This is a genomic window from Streptomyces sp. NPDC005820 (assembly GCF_040630255.1).
Classification (GTDB): domain Bacteria; phylum Actinomycetota; class Actinomycetes; order Streptomycetales; family Streptomycetaceae; genus Streptomyces.
Genome location: NZ_JBEXXE010000012.1, coordinates 124,109 through 141,872, shown reverse-complemented (window position 1 = coordinate 141,872; position 17,764 = coordinate 124,109). Strand labels below are relative to the sequence as shown.

The 17,764-nt window shown below is 71.2% G+C and carries 14 protein-coding genes and 1 pseudogene; 13 read left to right on the top strand and 2 right to left on the bottom strand.

The window, feature by feature from the left end; all coding sequences use genetic code 11:
- Positions 1–22 precede the first annotated feature (22 nt).
- The 10 genes from iolC (at position 23) to ABZ464_RS17010 (ending at position 14,932) form a co-directional block, all read left to right on the top strand.
- Complete coding sequence (gene iolC, locus ABZ464_RS17055; protein WP_359277157.1) at positions 23–973, top strand: 5-dehydro-2-deoxygluconokinase; 951 nt, start codon at positions 23–25, stop codon at positions 971–973.
- Positions 970–1,860: a deoxyribose-phosphate aldolase gene (locus ABZ464_RS17050; RefSeq protein ID WP_359277154.1), complete on the top strand. Its 891-nt coding sequence runs from the start codon at positions 970–972 to the stop codon at positions 1,858–1,860. The genes iolC and ABZ464_RS17050 overlap by 4 nt, the downstream gene beginning before the upstream one ends.
- A gap of 7 nt (positions 1,861–1,867) precedes the next feature.
- Positions 1,868–2,692 (top strand): 5-deoxy-glucuronate isomerase, encoded by an 825-nt coding sequence (iolB, locus tag ABZ464_RS17045; RefSeq protein ID WP_359277151.1) that lies wholly within the window; start codon positions 1,868–1,870, stop codon positions 2,690–2,692.
- Positions 2,689–4,569 (top strand): 3D-(3,5/4)-trihydroxycyclohexane-1,2-dione acylhydrolase (decyclizing), encoded by a 1,881-nt coding sequence (gene iolD / locus ABZ464_RS17040; protein WP_359277148.1) that lies wholly within the window; start codon positions 2,689–2,691, stop codon positions 4,567–4,569. The genes iolB and iolD overlap by 4 nt, the downstream gene beginning before the upstream one ends.
- Before the next feature lie 14 nt (positions 4,570–4,583).
- A complete protein-coding gene (gene mmsA, locus ABZ464_RS17035) occupies positions 4,584–6,086 on the top strand; it encodes a CoA-acylating methylmalonate-semialdehyde dehydrogenase (protein WP_359277145.1) in 1,503 nt (500 codons plus the stop codon).
- Positions 6,087–6,313: 227 nt separating this feature from the next.
- Positions 6,314–7,711, top strand: coding sequence for an APC family permease (locus ABZ464_RS17030; RefSeq protein WP_359277143.1), 1,398 nt, complete (start codon positions 6,314–6,316; stop codon positions 7,709–7,711).
- 128 nt (positions 7,712–7,839) lie between these two features.
- Positions 7,840–10,479, top strand: coding sequence for an alpha/beta fold hydrolase (locus ABZ464_RS17025; protein ID WP_359277141.1), 2,640 nt, complete (start codon positions 7,840–7,842; stop codon positions 10,477–10,479).
- Positions 10,476–11,330 (top strand): ABC transporter permease, encoded by an 855-nt coding sequence (locus ABZ464_RS17020; protein ID WP_359277139.1) that lies wholly within the window; start codon positions 10,476–10,478, stop codon positions 11,328–11,330. Before ABZ464_RS17025 ends, ABZ464_RS17020 begins: the two co-directional genes overlap by 4 nt.
- A gap of 96 nt (positions 11,331–11,426) precedes the next feature.
- Entirely contained in the window at positions 11,427–12,944 is a 1,518-nt protein-coding gene (locus tag ABZ464_RS17015) for a von Willebrand factor type A domain-containing protein (protein ID WP_359277137.1), read from the top strand.
- Between the two features lie 68 nt (positions 12,945–13,012).
- The gene (locus ABZ464_RS17010) at positions 13,013–14,932 is read left to right on the top strand and encodes an AMP-binding protein (RefSeq protein ID WP_359277133.1); all 1,920 of its coding nucleotides are present in this window, start codon (positions 13,013–13,015) and stop codon (positions 14,930–14,932) included.
- Positions 14,933–14,995: 63 nt separating this feature from the next.
- Here the strand turns inward: ABZ464_RS17010 and ABZ464_RS17005 are convergent, their stop codons facing one another.
- Together ABZ464_RS17005 and ABZ464_RS17000 are read right to left on the bottom strand one after the other, a co-directional pair.
- Complete coding sequence (locus tag ABZ464_RS17005; protein ID WP_359277130.1) at positions 14,996–15,403, bottom strand: rodlin; 408 nt, start codon at positions 15,401–15,403, stop codon at positions 14,996–14,998.
- A gap of 191 nt (positions 15,404–15,594) precedes the next feature.
- Entirely contained in the window at positions 15,595–16,005 is a 411-nt protein-coding gene (locus ABZ464_RS17000; RefSeq protein ID WP_359277127.1) for a rodlin, read from the bottom strand.
- Positions 16,006–16,192: 187 nt separating this feature from the next.
- Between ABZ464_RS17000 and ABZ464_RS16995 the strand changes: the two genes are divergently transcribed.
- The 3 genes and pseudogenes from ABZ464_RS16995 to ABZ464_RS16985 form a co-directional block, all read left to right on the top strand.
- Positions 16,193–16,606 carry a rodlin gene (locus tag ABZ464_RS16995; RefSeq protein WP_359277124.1) on the top strand — a complete coding sequence of 138 codons (414 nt, stop codon included), beginning with the start codon at positions 16,193–16,195 and terminating at the stop codon, positions 16,604–16,606.
- A gap of 196 nt (positions 16,607–16,802) precedes the next feature.
- Positions 16,803–17,054, top strand: coding sequence for a chaplin (locus ABZ464_RS16990; RefSeq protein ID WP_359277121.1), 252 nt, complete (start codon positions 16,803–16,805; stop codon positions 17,052–17,054).
- Positions 17,055–17,155: 101 nt separating this feature from the next.
- A pseudogene (locus ABZ464_RS16985) lies at positions 17,156–17,764 on the top strand (hypothetical protein); the annotation flags it as partial.

Below are 17,764 nucleotides of genomic sequence, written 5' to 3'. Positions count from 1 at the left end.
ACACGAAGGGAACGCGAACTCGATGGCGTACGACCTGATCACCATGGGGCGGATCGGGGTGGACCTCTATCCGCTGCAGACGGGTGTGCCGCTCCCGCAGGTCACGTCCTTCGGGAAGTTCCTGGGCGGCTCGGCGTCCAACGTCGCGGTCGCCGCGGCCCGCCTCGGCCGGTCCACCGCCGTGATCACCCGCACCGGCGACGACCCCTTCGGCACCTACCTCCACGAGGCCCTGCGCGGCTTCGGCGTCGACGACCGCTATGTCACCCCGGTGCCGGGCCTGCAGACGCCGATCACCTTCTGCGAGGTCTTCCCGCCGGACGACTTCCCGCTGTACTTCTACCGCAAGCCCAAGGCCCCGGACCTGGAGATCGACGCCCACGAGCTGGACCTCGACGCCATCCGCGAGACCGGCATCTTCTGGATCACCGGCACGGGCCTGAGCGAGGAGCCCAGCCGTACGGCGACCCTCGCCGCCCTCGCGCACCGCGCCAAGGCCGGCACCACGGTCTTCGACCTCGACTGGCGCCCGATGTTCTGGTCCGACCCGGACGCGGCCCGCCCGTTCTACGCCGAGGCCCTCAAGCACACCACCGTCGCGGTCGGCAACCTCGACGAGGTGGAGGTCGCCACCGGCGTCCGCGAACCGCGGGCCGCCGCCCAGGCGCTGCTGGACGCGGGCGTCGAGCTCGCCGTCGTCAAGCAGGGCCCCAAGGGTGTCCTCGCCGTCCACGCCAGTGGTGAGTCCGCCGAGGTCCCGCCGCTGCCGGTGAACGTCCTCAACGGCCTCGGCGCGGGTGACGCCTTCGGCGGCTCCCTCTGCCACGGCCTGCTCGCCGACTGGGACCTGGAGCAGATCATGCGGCACGCCAACGCGGCCGGCGCGATCGTCGCCTCCCGTCTGGAGTGCTCCTCCGCGATGCCGACCGTCGACGAGATCGAGGCGGCCGTCGAGGCGGGTGCCGTCCTGTGAGCGTCGACATCTCCGAGCTCGTCCGGCTGCGCGCCGAGCGCCCCGAGGCGATCGCCGAGGCCGCCGCCCGCCGCCCCCGCCGCCCGCTGCTGGGCGAGAACGGCCGGCTGATGATCGTCGCCGCCGACCACCCCGCCCGGGGCGCGCTCGGCGTCGGCGGCGACAAGCTGGCCATGGCCAACCGCGCCGACCTGCTGGAACGCCTGATCCTGGCGCTGTCCCGGCCCGGTGTGGACGGTGTCCTCGCCACCGCCGACATCCTCGACGACCTGCTCCTGCTCGGCGCCCTCGACGGCAAGGTCGTCATGGGCTCGATGAACCGGGGCGGCCTGCAGGGCTCGGTGTTCGAGCTCGACGACCGCTTCACCGGCCACCGTGCCGAGGACATCGAACGGCTGAACTTCGACGCCGGGAAACTGCTCCTGCGGATCGACTACGACGACCCGGGCTCCCTCACCACCATGGAGACCACGGCCCGGGCCATCGACGCCATGGCGGCCCGCAGGCTGCCCCTGTTCGTCGAGCCGTTCCTCAGCCGGCGCACCCCCGAGGGCAAGGTCGGCAACGACCTCTCCGCCGAGGCCGTCATCAAGTCGATCGCCATCGCCTCGGGTCTCGGCGGCAGCTCCGCCTACACCTGGCTGAAGGTCCCGGTCACCGACAACCCCGACGACATGGCCGAGGTCATGGCGACCTCCACCCTGCCCGCCGTTCTCCTCGGCGGCGAGGTCGGCGGCTCCGTAGAGGAACAAGACGGGGCGTACGAGAAGTGGCGCGGGGCGCTGCAACTCCCCACGGTCCGGGGTCTGGTGGTCGGCCGTTCACTGCTCTACCCGGCGGACGGGGACGTCGCCGCCGCCGTGGACACCGCCGTAGGACTGCTGTGAGGGCCGCATGACGAACAACAGCCTGTACGTACCGCGCGGCACCACCGCCGACGCCGACCACGTCCTCGACATCGACCCGAAGCGGGCCGGCTGGACCTACAGCAGCCTCAGGATCGTCGAGCTCGTCCCGGGCGGCAGCCACTCCTTCACCACCGGTGACAGCGAGTGGATCGTGCTTCCGCTCGAAGGCGGATGTACCGTGCAAACAGAAGAAAACGAGTTCCAACTCCTGGGCAGGGAAAGCGTGTTCGCGTCGGTCTCCGACTTCGCGTACGTTCCCCGCGACGCCCGGGTCACGATCGCCTCCGGCGCGGGAGGCCGCTTCGCCCTGGCAGGAGCGAAGTGCGAGCGACAACTCCCCGCCCGCTACGGCCCCGCGCCGGAGGTCTCCGTCGAAGAACGCGGCAGCGGCACCCAGTTGCGGCACGTCCGCAACTTCGCCTCCGCCGACGCCTTCGACTGCGACAAGCTGATCGCCGTCGAGGTGATCACCCCCGGCGGCAACTGGTCCTCGTACCCGCCGCACAAGCACGACGAGCACCGGCCGGGCGAGGAGGCCGAGCTCGAGGAGATCTACTACTTCGAGATCGACGGCCCGCACGGCTTCGGCTACCAGCGCGTGTCCCCCTCCCGCGAGGGCGGCTCCGACGTGCTCGCCGAGGTCCGTTCCGGTGACGCCGTCCTCGTCCCCGACGGGTGGCACGGCCCGTCGATCGCCCAGCCCGGCCACGCCATGTACTACCTGAACGTCATGGCGGGCCCCGGAGAGAACCGCGAGTGGCGGATCTGCTTCCACCCGGACCACGTAGAGAGCACAGGGGGTTACCGATGACGACCACCAGGCTTACGGTCGCCCAGGCGCTCGTCCGCTTCCTCGCCGCCCAGTACACCGAACGCGACGGCCACCGGCAGCGGCTGATCAGCGCCACCTGGGGCATCTTCGGCCACGGCAACGTGGCCGGCCTCGGCCAGGCGCTGATCGAGTACGGCGACGACATGCCGTTCCACCAGGGCCGCAACGAGCAGTCCATGGTGCACGCGGCCGTGGGCTACGCCCGCCAGTCGAACCGGCTGTCCACCCACGCGGTGACGACGTCCATCGGCCCCGGCGCGACCAACCTGGTCACCGGCGCCGCCCTGGCCACCGTCAACCACCTCCCCGTCCTGCTGCTGCCCGGCGACATCTTCGCGACCCGCGCCGCCGACCCGGTGCTCCAGCAGCTCGAGGTGCCGTACGCGGGCGATGTCTCGGTCAACGACTCGCTGCGCCCGGTGTCCAAGTACTTCGACCGCGTCACCCGCCCGGAGGCCCTGATCCCGGCCGCCCTGCAGGCCATGCGGGTCCTCACCGACCCCGTGGAGACGGGCGCGGTCACCCTCGCGATGCCGCAGGACGTGCAGGCCGAGGCGTACGACTGGCCGGACGAGTTCTTCGCCGAGCGCACCTGGGTCGTCCGACGCCCGGGCGCCGACCCGACCGAGCTCGCCGAGGCGGTCCGGGTGATCCGCTCGGCGAAGCGGCCCCTGATCGTCGCGGGCGGCGGTGTCCACCACAGCCGCGCCGAGGAGGCCCTCGCCGAGTTCGCCGAGGCCACCGGCATCCCGGTCTCCTCCACCCAGGCAGGCAAGGGCTCCCTGCGCTACGACCACCCGCAGGACGTGGGCGGCGTCGGCCACACCGGCACCGCGACCGCCGACGAACTGGCCCGCACCGCGGACCTGATCATCGGCGTCGGCACCCGCTACACCGACTTCACCACCGCCTCCAACACCCTGTTCCAGGGCGAGGGAGTCCGCTTCCTCAACCTGAACATCGCCTCCTTCGACGGCCACAAGCTCGCCGGCACCCCGCTGATCGCGGACGCCCGCAGCGGCCTCCAGGAGCTGACCGAGGCCCTCCAGCTGCACGGGCACCGCGTCGCCGACGCGTACGTCACCGAGTACACGGAGGACAAGGAGCGCTGGGAGCAGCGCGTCGACGCCTGCTACGAGGCCGAGGAGCCGGACACCCGCCCGACGCAGCCGCAGGTCCTCGGCGCGCTCGACGCCCTCGCCGACGAGTCCGACGTGATCATCAACGCGGCCGGTTCGCTCCCCGGCGATCTGCACAAGCTGTGGCGGGCCCGCTCCCGGGACCAGTACCACCTGGAGTACGGCTACTCCTGCATGGGGTACGAGATCCCGGCGGCCATCGGAGTGAAGATGGCCGCGCCCGAGCGGAACGTCTGGGCGCTGGTCGGCGACGGTACGTATCTGATGATGCCGACGGAGATCGTGACGGCCGTGCAGGAGGGGATCGCGATCAAGATCCTGCTCGTGCAGAACCACGGTTACGCCTCGATCGGCGGGCTCTCGGAGTCCGTCGGCGGTGAGCGGTTCGGCACCGCCTACCGCTTCACCTCGGAGGACGGCACCTTCACGGGGGCGCCGCTCCCCGTCGACCTGGCCGCCAACGTGGCGAGCCTGGGCATGCGCGTCCTGCGCGCGAAAACCGTCCGCGAGCTGCGCGAGGCCCTCGCCGAGGCGCGCGCCGCCGACACTCCCACTTGTGTCTACGTGGAGACCGAAACGGCCGACACTGTGTCGGGCCCGCCGCCCGCGCAGGCCTGGTGGGATGTACCTGTCGCCGAGACCGCGACCCGATCGTCCGCGGTGAAGGCACGAGAGCTGTACGAACGGCACGTCTCCACCCGACGCCGCCATCTGTGAAGGAGTACTCGGTCATGACGAAGATCGTCAACCACTGGATCGGCGGCAAGACCGTCGAAGGCGCGTCGGGCACGTTCGGTCCGGTCACGGACCCGGCGACCGGCGCGGTCACCACCAAGGTCGCGTTCGCGACGGTGGACGAGGTCGACGCGGCGGTCGCGGCCGCCAAGGACGCCTACGTCTCCTGGGGCCAGTCCTCGCTGGCCAAGCGCACGGAGATCCTGTTCCGGTTCCGCGCGCTGCTGGACGCCAACCGTGACGCGATCGCCGAGCTGATCACCGCCGAGCACGGCAAGGTGCACAGCGACGCGCTCGGCGAGGTGGCCCGCGGTCTGGAGATCGTGGACCTGGCCTGCGGCATCAACGTCCAGCTGAAGGGCGAGCTGTCGACGCAGGTCGCGAGCCGCGTGGACGTCTCGTCCATCCGCCAGCCCCTCGGCGTCGTCGCCGGCATCACGCCGTTCAACTTCCCGGCGATGGTCCCGATGTGGATGTTCCCGATGGCCATCGCGACGGGCAACACCTTCGTGCTGAAGCCGTCCGAGAAGGACCCGTCGGCGTCCATCAAGATCGCCGAACTGCTGGCCGAGGCCGGTCTCCCCGACGGCGTGTTCAACGTCGTGCACGGCGACAAGGTGGCGGTCGACCGCCTCCTGGACCACCCGGACGTCAAGGCCGTCTCCTTCGTCGGCTCGACCCCGATCGCCCGCTACATCCACACCACGGCCTCCGCGAACCACAAGCGGGTCCAGGCCCTGGGCGGCGCCAAGAACCACATGCTGGTCCTGCCGGACGCCGACCTGGACGCGGCCGCCGACGCCGCCGTCTCCGCCGCCTACGGCTCGGCGGGCGAGCGCTGCATGGCGATCTCGGCCGTGGTCGCGGTCGGCACGATCGGCGACGAACTGGTGGAGAAGATCCGCGAGCGCGCCGAGAAGATCAAGATCGGCCCCGGCAACGACCCGACCTCGGAGATGGGCCCGCTCATCACCGCCGTCCACCGCGACAAGGTGGCGTCCTACGTCACGGGCGCGGCGGCGGAGGGCGCCGAGGTGGTCCTCGACGGCACCGGCTTCACGGTCGACGGCTTCGAGGACGGCCACTGGATCGGCATCTCCCTGCTCGACAAGGTCCCGACCTCCGCGAAGGCCTACCAGGACGAGATCTTCGGCCCGGTGCTGTGCGTGCTCCGCGTGGACACGTACGAGGAGGGCGTGGCGCTGATCAACAGCTCGCCGTTCGGCAACGGCACCGCGATCTTCACCCGGGACGGCGGCGCGGCCCGCCGCTTCCAGCTGGAGATCGAGGCCGGAATGGTCGGCGTGAACGTCCCGATCCCGGTCCCCGTCGGCTACCACAGCTTCGGCGGCTGGAAGGACTCGCTCTTCGGCGACCACCACATCTACGGCAACGACGGCACGCACTTCTACACCCGTGGCAAGGTCGTCACCACCCGCTGGCCCGACCCCGCGGACGCCCCGTCCGGCGTGGACCTGGGCTTCCCGCGCAACCACTGAGGCCGACTCCCGGGGCCGTCCGCATCGCGGACGGCCCCGTTTTTTATGGCGTGCCCGCTACGGTTCCCGTACGGCGCCGGAAACCGGAATGTACGGGCACGACTGCTGTTTACGCACGCCAGTGCGCATTTGATCTACGGATTCCGTAGGAAAACGTCTATTGACGTGCTGGTTTCGTCGGGGTTCGATCAGCGCAATCTGTTGCACGAGTCGATCGGATCCGCCGCATGACCGACACGCTCCGCCCTGTCGACACCGCCCTCCCCGAGGCGCCCGGCAGTCCCCAGACGCTCAAGCGCTCCATCGGCGTCGTCGGCGGCACCCTCCTCACGCTGTCCTGCGTGACCCCCGCCTCCACCCTCTTCGTGGTCGTGCCGGACCTGTTCGGCTCGCTCGGCACCGCGACCGCCCTCACGATCGCGATCGGCTCGCTGCTCTGTATCGCCGTGGCGTTCTGCTACTCGGAGCTGGGCACCCTCATCCCCAGCGCGGGCGGCGAGTACGCCATGGTCTCGACGCTGGCCGGACGCCTCGCCGGCTGGCTGGTCTTCGTCCTCTCCCTGCTGGTCGTGCTGATCGTCCCGCCGGTGATCGCGATGGGCACCGCCGACTACCTCGCCCCGGTGGTCCACCTCGACCCCTCCCTCGCCGGTGCCGGCGTCATGCTCCTGGCCACCCTCGCCGGCCTCCTCGACCTGCGCGCCAACGCCTGGATCACCGGCGTCTTCCTGGTCCTGGAGGTGATCGCCGCAGCCGTCGTGGCCGTCCTGGGCTTCGCACACGGCCACCGGGGTCCCGGCAGCCTGGTCTCAATGAGGGTCGCGGACGCCCACGGCGGCACCGACACCGTCACCGCGATGCTGGTCGTCTCCGGCCTCGCCATCGCCCTCTTCGTCACCCAGGGCTTCTCGACCGCCGTCTACCTCTCCGAGGAGCTGGAGCACCCGCGCCGCAACGTCGCCCGCACGGTCCTCGCCACCCTCGCCATCTCCTCCGTGATCATCCTGGTCCCGGTCGTCGCCATCACCTTCGGCGCCTCCGACCTCGCCCAGCTCACCGGCGGCGACATCGGCGCCATGGTCACGGCCTGGTCGAACTCCGCCGTCGGCACCTTCGTCAGCCTCTGCGTGGCCCTGGCGATCATCAACGCCGGCATCGTGATGGTCATCCAGAACTCCCGCGTCCTGTTCGCCTCCGCCCGCGACAAGGCCTGGCCCGAGCCGGTCAACCAGGTCTTCGCCAAGCTCGGCCGCTTCGGCTCCCCCTGGGTCGCCACCCTCGCCGTCGGCGTCCCCGGCGCCGCCCTGTGCTTCGTGAACCTCGACACCCTCTACGGCGTCACCGGTGTCTCCGTCACCGGCATGTACCTGCTCGTCGCGGTCGCGGCCCTGCTCTCCCGCCGCGGCCACCACCGGCACACCCCCGCCTGGCGCATGCCCCTGTGGCCCGCCGTACCGGTCCTGCTGATCGCCGTACTCGCCTACATCCTCACCCAGCAGGAGACGAGCTACCTCCTGTGGACCGGCGGCATCACCGCCGCCGCCACCCTCTACTGGGCCCTCTACCTCCGCCCCCGCCCCGACACCCGCTGGCTGGTCACCCTGCCCGAGGACGCACAGGCCTGACACCGCCCGATACCGTCCCGATACCGCGCCTGGTGTACGTACGGGGGGTCACGTACGCCGCTGGGAGGGCGGGCAGTTCGGCCTCCGGTCGACAACTCCCCGACAGGTTGACCCCGTACCGTTGAAGCATGGATCTTCGACTGCCCGGTCTGCGAGGACCACGGCGGCCGCGACGGCTCCTCGCCGCCGCGGCCGCCGTCGTCGTACTCGCCGGGGCCGGCACGTGGACGGCCGTCGCCGATGACGACGACCGGCCCGCGGTGCGCCACAGCGATCAGGTGATGTCCGTCGACGGCGTACGCCTGGACACCTCCTACTTCACCGCCGGCGGCTCCGGCCGCCGCCCCGCCGTCCTCCTCGGCCACGGCTTCGGCGGCACCAAGGACGACGTACGGCAGCAGGCCGAGGACCTCGCCCGCGCCGGGTACGCGGTCCTGACCTGGTCGGCGCGCGGCTTCGGGAAGTCCACCGGCAAGATCGGGCTGAACGACCCCCAGGGCGAGGTCGCCGACGTCTCGAAGCTGATCGACTGGCTCGCCGCGCAGCCCCAGGTGGAGCTGGACAAGAAGGGCGACCCGCGCGTCGGCGTCGCCGGCGCCTCCTACGGCGGCGCGATCTCCCTGCTCGCCGCCGGGTACGACGACCGGGTCGACGCCATCGCCCCCTCGATCACGTACTGGAACCTCGCGGACGCCCTGTTCCCCGACGGTGTGTTCAAGAAGCTGTGGACCGGCATCTTCTTCAACACGGCCGGCGGCTGCGACAAGTTCGAGCCCGCGCTGTGCGCGATGTACCAGCGGGTCGCCGAGTCCGGCACCCCGGACGCCGCCGCCCGCGCGATGCTCGAGGAGCGCTCGCCGTCCGCCGTCGCCGACCGCGTCAAGGTCCCCACCCTCCTCGTCCAGGGCCAGGCCGACTCGCTCTTCACCCTCGCCCAGGCGGACGCCGCCGAGAAGGCGATCAAGGCCAACGGCGCCCCCGTCGACGTCGACTGGATCGCGGGCGGCCACGACGGCGGCAACCTGGAGGCCGACCGCGTCCAGGCCCGGATCACCGCCTGGTTCGACCGCTACCTCAAGGGCGAGAAGAGCGTCGACACCGGCCCCGCCTTCCGTGTCACCCGCACCGGAGGCGTCGACTCCACCGACGGGACGGTCCCGCTGCGGGGCGCGAGCGGCGACAGCTACCCCGGCCTGGAGCACGACCGCGAGACCATCGCCCTGACCGGCCGCGAGCAGTCCTTCGACAACCCGGCCGGCGCCAGCCCGCCCGCCCTCTCCGCCCTGCCCGGCCTCGGCGGCTCCGCCCTCGGGCAGCTCTCCGCGTTCGGCGTCGGCGTCTCCCTCGACTTCCCCGGCCAGTACGCCGCCTTCGAGTCCGCACCCGTCAGCGGCGAGCTGCGGATCACCGGCTCCCCGACGGTCACCGTCCATGTGAAGTCCACCAGCGACGAGGCCGTCCTCTTCGCCAAGGTGTACGACGTCGGCCCCGACGGCAGCCGACAGCTCCCCTCCCAGCTGGTCTCCCCGGTCCGCGTCGAGGGCGCCAAGGCCGGCCAGGACGTCACGATCACCCTCCCGGCGATCGACCACGACATCGAGGACGGCCACCGGCTGAGCCTGGTCCTCGCCTCCACCGACCTCGGCTACGCCTCCCCGGCCGCCCCGGCGACGTACACGGTCTCCCTGAAGGGCGGGCTGCGGGTTCCCACGGCACCCGGCGTCACGACCGCCGCCGCCCCCCTCCCGTCCTGGGTGTGGTGGCTGCCCCTCGCCGGCGCGGCCGTCGCCCTGCTGCTCCTGCTGACCGGCCGCCGCCGCACCGCGATGCCGGCCCCCGACCCGGAACTCGCCGAGGTCCCGCTGCAGATCGCCGGCCTGAGCAAGAAGTACGCGGGCGGCGACCGCTACAGCGTCCGCGAACTCTCCTTCCAGGTGGAGAAGGGCCAGGTGCTGGGCCTCCTCGGCCCCAACGGCGCCGGCAAGACGACCACCCTGCGCATGCTGATGGGCCTCATCAAGCCCGACGAGGGCGAGATCCGGCTCTTCGGCCACGCCGTCCGCCCCGGCGCCCCCGTCCTCTCCCGGGTCGGCTCCTTCGTCGAGGGCGCGGGCTTCCTGCCGCACCTCACCGGCCGGGAGAACCTCGACCTGTACTGGAAGGCCACCGGCCGCCCCGCCGAGGACGCCCATCTGGAGGAGGCCCTGGAGATCGCCGGCCTCGGCGACGCCCTGGCCCGCGCCGTACGGACGTACTCCCAGGGCATGCGCCAGCGCCTGGCCATCGCCCAGGCCATGCTGGGCCTGCCCGACCTGCTGATCCTCGACGAGCCGACCAACGGACTCGACCCGCCGCAGATCCGCGAGATGCGCGAGGTGATGATCCGGTACGCGGCCGCCGGACGCACGGTGATCGTCTCCAGCCATCTGCTGGCGGAGGTCGAACAGTCCTGCACCCACCTCGTGGTCATGGACCGTGGCCGGCTCGTCCAGGCCGGTCCCGTCGCTGAGATCGTCGGCTCCGGCGACACCCTCCTCGTCGGCACCGCCACCCCCGTGGAGGAGCCTGTCCTGGAGAAGGTCGCCGCACTGCCCGGCATCGCCTCGGCGGACCGCACCGACGACGGCCTGCTGGTACGGCTCGACGCCGACGGCAGCGCCCAGCGACTGGTCGCCGAACTCGTCCGGCTGGACGTGCCCGTCCAGTCGGTCGGCCCGCACCGCCGCCTGGAGGACGCCTTCCTCACCCTGATCGGAGGTTCCGCATGAGCACGCTCACCGAGGTCGCCTCCGGCTACCGGGCAGGCCGCACCCTGCCGTTGCGCGTCGAGCTGGCCCGTCAGCTCAAGCGCCGCCGCACGCTCGTCATGGGCGGCATCCTCGCCGCCCTGCCGTTCGTGCTGCTCATCGCGTTCGCCATCGGCGGCGAGCCGGGCGGCCGCAACAACCAGGTCACCCTGATGGACACGGCGACCGCGTCCGCCGGCAACTTCGCGGCCGTCAACCTGTTCGTGTCGGCGGGCTTCCTGCTGGTCATCCCGGTCGCCCTGTTCTGCGGGGACACGGTCGCCTCGGAGGCCGGCTGGTCCTCCCTGCGCTATCTGCTCGCGGCGCCCGTGCCCCGGGCCCGGCTGCTGTGGTCCAAGCTCGTCGTGGGCCTCGCGCTCAGCCTCGCCGCGATGATCCTGCTGCCGGTCGTCGCCCTCGCCGTCGGCACCGCCGCCTACGGCTGGGGACCGCTGGAGCTGCCCACCGGCGGCACGCTCGACGCGGTCACCGCGTCGCAGCGCCTGCTGGTCGTCGTGGGATACATCTTCGTCTCCCAACTCGTCACCGCCGGGCTCGCGTTCTGGCTGTCGACGAAGACCGACGCCGCCCTCGGCGCGGTCGGCGGCGCGGTCGGACTGACCATCATCGGCAACGTCCTGGACGCCGTCACCGCCCTCGGCGACTGGCGCGACTTCCTGCCCGCGCACTGGCAGTTCGCCTGGGCCGACGCCGTCCAGCCCGACCCCGAGTGGTCCGGCATGCTCCAGGGCACGGCCGTCTCCGTGACGTACGCCCTCGTCCTGTTCGCCCTGGCCTTCCGCGGGTTCGCCCGCAAGGACATCGTGTCCTAGACCGATTCGCAACCGGCCCGCAACCTCCCGGGCCGCACGTTCCGGCCCCCTGTCCCGTCACAGTCACAGACATCGACGGACACAGGGGGCCGACACATGACAACGCATCGGATACCGCATCGGATACCAGCACTCCTCGCCGGAGCGGCGGTTACCGCGCTGCTGCTCACCGGCTGCGCCGCCGGCGACTCCTCGGGCAGCAAGGCCTCCGACGGGGCGGCGCGCGGCAGCGAGGCCTTCCCCGCACCGGACGCGCCCGCCACCGAAGTGGACGGCGACAAGGCCGCCGCCGACCACCTCTCCACCTTCGCCCTGGACGTCGACACCGCCTCCTACGGCTACGCCCGCCGCACCCTCGCCGACGGCGCGCTGCCCGATCCGTCCACGGTCCGCCCCGAGGAGTTCGTCAACAGCTTCCGCCAGGACTACGAACGCCCCGACGGCAACGGCTTCTCGGTCACCGTGGACGGCGCCCGCACCGGCGACGACGACTGGTCCCTGGTCCGCGTCGGCCTCGCCACCCGCGCCGAGGACGAGGAGAGCGAACGCCCGCCCGCCGCCCTCACCTTCGTCGTCGACGTCTCCGGCTCGATGGGCGAACCCGGCCGGCTGGACCTCGCCCGGCACTCCCTGGACACGATGACCGACCGGCTGCGCGAGGACGACTCCGTCGCGATCGTCACCTTCAGCGCCGACGCCGAGACCGTCCTGCCCATGACCCGCCTCGGCGACCACCGGGCCCGCGTCCACGACGCGATCGACCGGCTGAGGCCCGACGACTCCACCAATCTCGGCGCCGGTGTCGAGACCGGTTACGACACCGCCGTGAAGGGCCTGCGCAAGGGTGCCACCAACCGGGTCGTCCTGGTCTCCGACGCCCTCGCCAACACCGGCGACACCGACGCCGACGCGATCCTGGAACGCATCGACACCGACCGCCGCGAGCACGGCATCACCCTGTTCGGGGTCGGCGTCGGCAGCGACTACGGCGACGCCCTCATGGAACAGCTCGCCGACAAGGGCGACGGCCACACCGTCTACGTCTCCGACGAGGACGAGGCCCGCGAGGTGTTCTGCGACGACCTCCCGCAGAACATCGAGCTGACCGCCCGCGACGCCAAGGCCCAGGTCGCCTTCGACCCCGAGACGGTCGCCGACTTCCGGCTCGTCGGCTACGAGGACCGCGCGGTCGCCGACGACGACTTCCGCGACGACCGGGTCGACGGCGGCGAGGTCGGCCCCGGCCACACCGTCACCGCCCTCTACGCCGTGCGCACCCGGCCCGGCGCCCAGGGCCGCCTCGCCACCGCCACCGTCCGCTGGCTCGACCCCGACACCCGCACCCCGCACGAGAACTCCGGCAGCCTGACGGCCGACGCCCTCCACGAGTCCCTCTCCACCGCCCCCGCCCGCTTCCAGGTCACGGCGACGGCGGCCTACTTCGCCGACGTCCTGCGCCACACCGGGCACCCCCTGCCGGACACCCCGTCCCTCGCCGAACTGGCCGACCGCGCCCACGACTTGGCCGACCGCACCGAGGACCAGGACGTACGGCGCCTCGCCGAGGCCATCGACGAGGCGGACCGGATCGGCGGCCCGGACCGCGGGCGTTGAATTTTCCTTACTTACGGGTAAGTTGACCCACCGAACACCTGCCAGCCGCACACGACACGGGAGCCGTCATGGGCGTACGCAAGGATCTGAAGCGGGCGAAGCGACGCACCGACCTCGCCTCCCGCACCCGTGTCGAGGTCACGAGGGACGCCTCCGGAGTCGTACGAGAGGCACGCACCGCACCCCTGGTGGAGCCGCCCACGACGGGCAGCATCGCCGACCTGCCGTTCACCAACGCGGCCGAGGCGCCCGGCGCGGTGGTCCTGCGCCGCCGGCACGACGACGGCTGGCGGCCGGTGGCCGCCACCGTCTTCGCCGCCGAGGTCACCGCCGTGGCGAAGGGCCTGATCGCCCAGGGACTCGAACCGGGCGGCCGGGTCGCGATCATGTCCCGCACCCGCTACGAGTGGACCCTCCTGGACTTCGCCGTCTGGGCGGCCGGCGGGCTGACCGTCCCGATCTACGCCACCTCGTCCGCCGACCAGGTCGACTGGATCGTCCGCGACTCCGGCGCCACGCTCGTCGTCGTGGAGAACGCCGAGAACGCGGCGACGGCCACCACCGGCACGGCCCACCACCCCCGGCCGCCGCAGATCCTCGAACTCGACGCGGACGCCGTCGGCACCCTCACCGCCCTCGGCCGTGTCCTCCCCGACGAGGAGGTCGCCAAGCGCCGCGCGGCCCTCACCCCCGACACCACCGCCACCCTCTGCTACACCTCCGGCACCACCGGCCGCCCCAAGGGCTGTGTCCTCACCCACGCCAATCTGCACGCCGAGGCCGCCAACCTCCTCGAACTGCTCCACCCGATCTTCAAGGAGGTCACCGGCGAGATCGCCTCCACCCTCCTCTTCCTGCCCCTCGCCCACATCATGGGCCGCACCCTGCAGATCGCCTGTCTCATGGCCCGTATCGAGACCGGCCACTTCCCGAGCGTCAAGCCCGACGAACTGCGGCCCGCGCTCAAGGAGTTCCGGCCCACCTTCCTGGTCGGCGTGCCCTATCTCTTCGAGCGCATCCACGACACCGGCCGCGCCACCGCCGAGAAGATCGGCCGCGGCGCCTCCTTCGACCGCGCCGAACGCATCGCCGTGCGCTTCGCGGAGGCGTACCTGCGGAAGTTCCTCGACCGCGGCAAGGGCCCCGGCCCCGGCCTCTACGCCGCGTGGGCCCTGTACGACCTGCTGGTCTACCGCCGCATCCGCAACGAACTCGGCGGCCGGATGCGGTACGCCATCAGCGGCGGCTCCCCGCTCGACCGCACCCTGAGCCTCTTCTTCTACGCCGCCGGAATCATCGTCTACGAGGGGTACGGCCTCACCGAGACCACCGCCGCCGCCACCCTCGTCCCACCGCTGCAACCCCGGCCCGGCACGGTCGGCCGGCCCGTCCCCGGCACCGCCGTCCGCATCGCCGACGACGGGGAGATCCTGATCAAGGGCGGGGTGGTCTTCCCCGCGTACTGGAACAATCCGGCCGCCACCGCCGAGGTTCTCACCGACGACTGGTTCGCCACCGGCGACCTCGGCGCCCTCGACGAGGACGGCTACCTCACCATCACCGGCCGCAAGAAGGACCTGCTGGTCACGTCCGGCGGCAAGAACGTCTCCCCGGCTGTCCTGGAGGACCGGCTGCGCAGCCGCACCCCGGTCGGCCAGTGTCTGGTCGTCGGCGACAACCGTGCCTTCGTCGGCGCCCTGATCACCCTCGACCCCGACGCGGTCGCCCACTGGCTGGCGGTCCGCAAGCTGCCGGCCGACACCCCCCTCTCCGAGCTCGCCCGCGACCCGCGGATGTGCGCCGACGTCCAAAAGGCCGTCGACTACGCCAACGAGGCCGTCTCCCGTGCCGAGTCGATCCGCGCCTTCACCCTGGTCGAGGGCGAGTTCACCGAGGCCAACGGCCTGCTCACGCCGTCCCTGAAGGTGAAGCGGCACGCGGTGACGGCGCGGTACGCGCAGGAGATAGAGGACCTGTACCGCAAGTGACGCACACGAACGGCGGGCCACCGGAGAACCGGTGACCCGCCGTGCGGTACGTCCGACCGAGGCTCAGCCGTTGCCCGCGCCGTTGCCCGACAGGGCCGAGATGTCGTCCAGGATGTGCGACAGCGGCTCGTCGCCCTTGGCCTGGGTGCTGTTCTCGGTGCACTGCTGGTTCTGCGGGGAGGACAGGACGTTGATGTCCTGGACGTTGATCGGGACGGCGCCGACGAGGCCCTGCAGGTTCAGCTTGGCAGGCAGGCCGACGCACGGCTTGTTCAGCGAACCCTGGACCAGCGAGAGCTGCGGGCTCATGTCGCCGAAGGTGGCCGAGTTGCCGAACTCCTGCGAGGCGCCGTTGCCGCTGGCGGAGGTCGTGCCGCTGTCGTCGCCGATGGCCAGGGCCTGCGGGGCGGAGGCGACAGCGACACCGGCCAGGGACGCGGCGACGGTCGCGGTTGCCCACAGCTTCTTCATGATCTTTACCCTTTCGAAAAGCGGACTCCGGGGGAGGAGCCGCGTGATCGTCAACGCGTCAGCCCCGGGGAATGTTGCGTATTTTGCCCCGATTGGGGCAGCGCATCGGGTAGAGGTGTTGCGCGCCCCTCGCCCGTGCGTCGAAACCGCGGGCCACCGGTGATCCGGGTGGCCCGCTGTCGAGGTGGAACTCAGTGGTTGGCGGCGCCGTTGCCCGCGAGCAGCGAGATGTCGTCCAGGATGTGCGACAGCGGCTCGTCGCCCTTGGCCTGGGTGCTGTTCTCGACGCACTGCTGGTTCTGCGGGGCGGACAGGACGTTGATGTCCTGGACGTTGATCGGGACGGCGCCGACGAGGCCCTGCAGGTTCCCCTTGACGGGCAGGCCGATGCAGGGCTTGTTGAGGGAGCCCTGGATGAGCGCCATCTGGGGGCTCATGTTGCCGAAGGTGGCTGAGTTGCCGAACGACTGGCTGGCGCCGTTGCCGCTGGCGGAGGTGGTGCCACTGTCGTTGCCGATGGCGAGCGCCGGAGCTGCGGCAGCGGCGGAGGCGCCGACGACGGAAGCGGCGACCGCGGCGGCGGCCAGAACCTTCTTGATCACTTGCTAGTCCTTTTCTGGAGAAACCCCGTCCATCGGAGCGTTCTGATCAACTGCCCAGCCGTGTTTTGGTTGCCCTCCTTCACTCGGATGGCCGAAGTGCCGCAACCATTCCCCGCTTACCGGGTTTGAGCCGGTGGCAGGCACATGGTTCTGGCCCGAGGCCAGGACAGCGAAAGGAAAAAGCGAAATGCTGAAGAAGGCAATGGCCGTGGCGGCGGTCACCACGTCCGTCATCGGTGTGTCGGCGGCGGCCGCGCCTCAGGCACTTGCCATCGGGGACGACGCCGGCACCACCTCCGCCAGCGGCAACGGTGCGCGCGAGTCGTTCGGCAACTCGGTGACCAAGGGCGACATGAGCCCACAGGCCACGCTGGTCCAGAGCTCCCTGAACAAGCTGTGCGTCGGCCTGCCCGTCAAGGGGAACGTGCAAAGCCTCCTGGGCGCGCTCCTGGACGTCGCCGTCCAGGACGTCAACGTCCTGTCCGCCCCGCAGAACCAGCAGTGCGCCGAGAACAGCACCCAGGCCAAGGGCGACGAGCCGCTGTCGCACATCCTGGACGACATCTCCGCGCTCTCGGGCAACGGCGCGCAGAACGGCTGACGGCCGGCACCACCCGTCCCGGACGGCCCGCACATCGGTGCGGGCCGTCCGGCTTTTTATATGAAGACATTCGAGTGAATACCCCGACCGCACGCGTTCGAGGCTTTCCCGTGCCGTCAATCTCTCGTGTGCAGCCTGCAGGTCATGGGGCGAGCCGATCCGACCGCGCTCGCTCGGTTCCGACCGTCAACTAGGCATGGCCGCAGAGAAGGGAAAATTCATGAAGAAGAGTGCTGCTGTCGTCGCGGGTCTGATTCTGGCCCTGGGCGCCGCCACTCCGGCGTTCGCCGACAACGAGACCATCGGCGTCGCGTCCCACTCTCCGGGCTTCCTGTCCGGAAACGTGGTCCAGATCCCGATCGACGTCAACGCCAACGTGTGCGGCAACACGATCAGTGTGATCGGGCTGCTGAACCCGGCGATCGGTAACCACTGCAGCAACCGCTGACGCCACGTCACTCCAGCCCTTCGGCTGGGCCGAGGCCGGCCCCGGGACAGCTTTCGCGCGTTCCGGGGCCGGCTTTTCCCACTTCTTCGAGCAGGAAGACGATGAGAGTGCGCAAGACCCTGAGAAAGGGGATGGTCGCGGCCGCCGCCGCGACGAGCATCCTGTACCTGTGCGGTGGCGTCGCCGTCGCGGACACCGGCGGGGACGGTACGGCCACGAGCACGCCGGGAGTGGTGTCGAGCGCCCCCGACGCGACCCAGTCGCCCGAGCCCACGACCCACACCCACGAGACGACGTCGTCCGGCGACCACGACGCCGCCCACCGCGGCTACGGCGACGAGGACTCCGGCTACGACAACTCCGAGAAGCCGGGCCACGAGAAGCCGGGCCACGACAAGCCGGGCCACGACAAGCCGGGTCACGACGCGCCCGGTTACGGGGGTCACGAGAGCCCCGGTCAGGGCGACCACGAGAAGCCCGGCCACGAAATGCCCGGTCACGGCGATCACCAGAAGCCGGGCCATGACGAGCACGGCAAGCCCGGTCATGGCGAGCACGGCAAGCCGGGCCATGACGAGCACGGCAAGCCCGGTCATGGCGAGCATGGGAAGCCGGGCCATGACGAGCACGGCAAGCCCGGTCATGGCGAGCATGGGAAGCCGGGCCATGACGAGCACGGCAAGCCCGGTCATGGCGAGCACGGCAAGCCG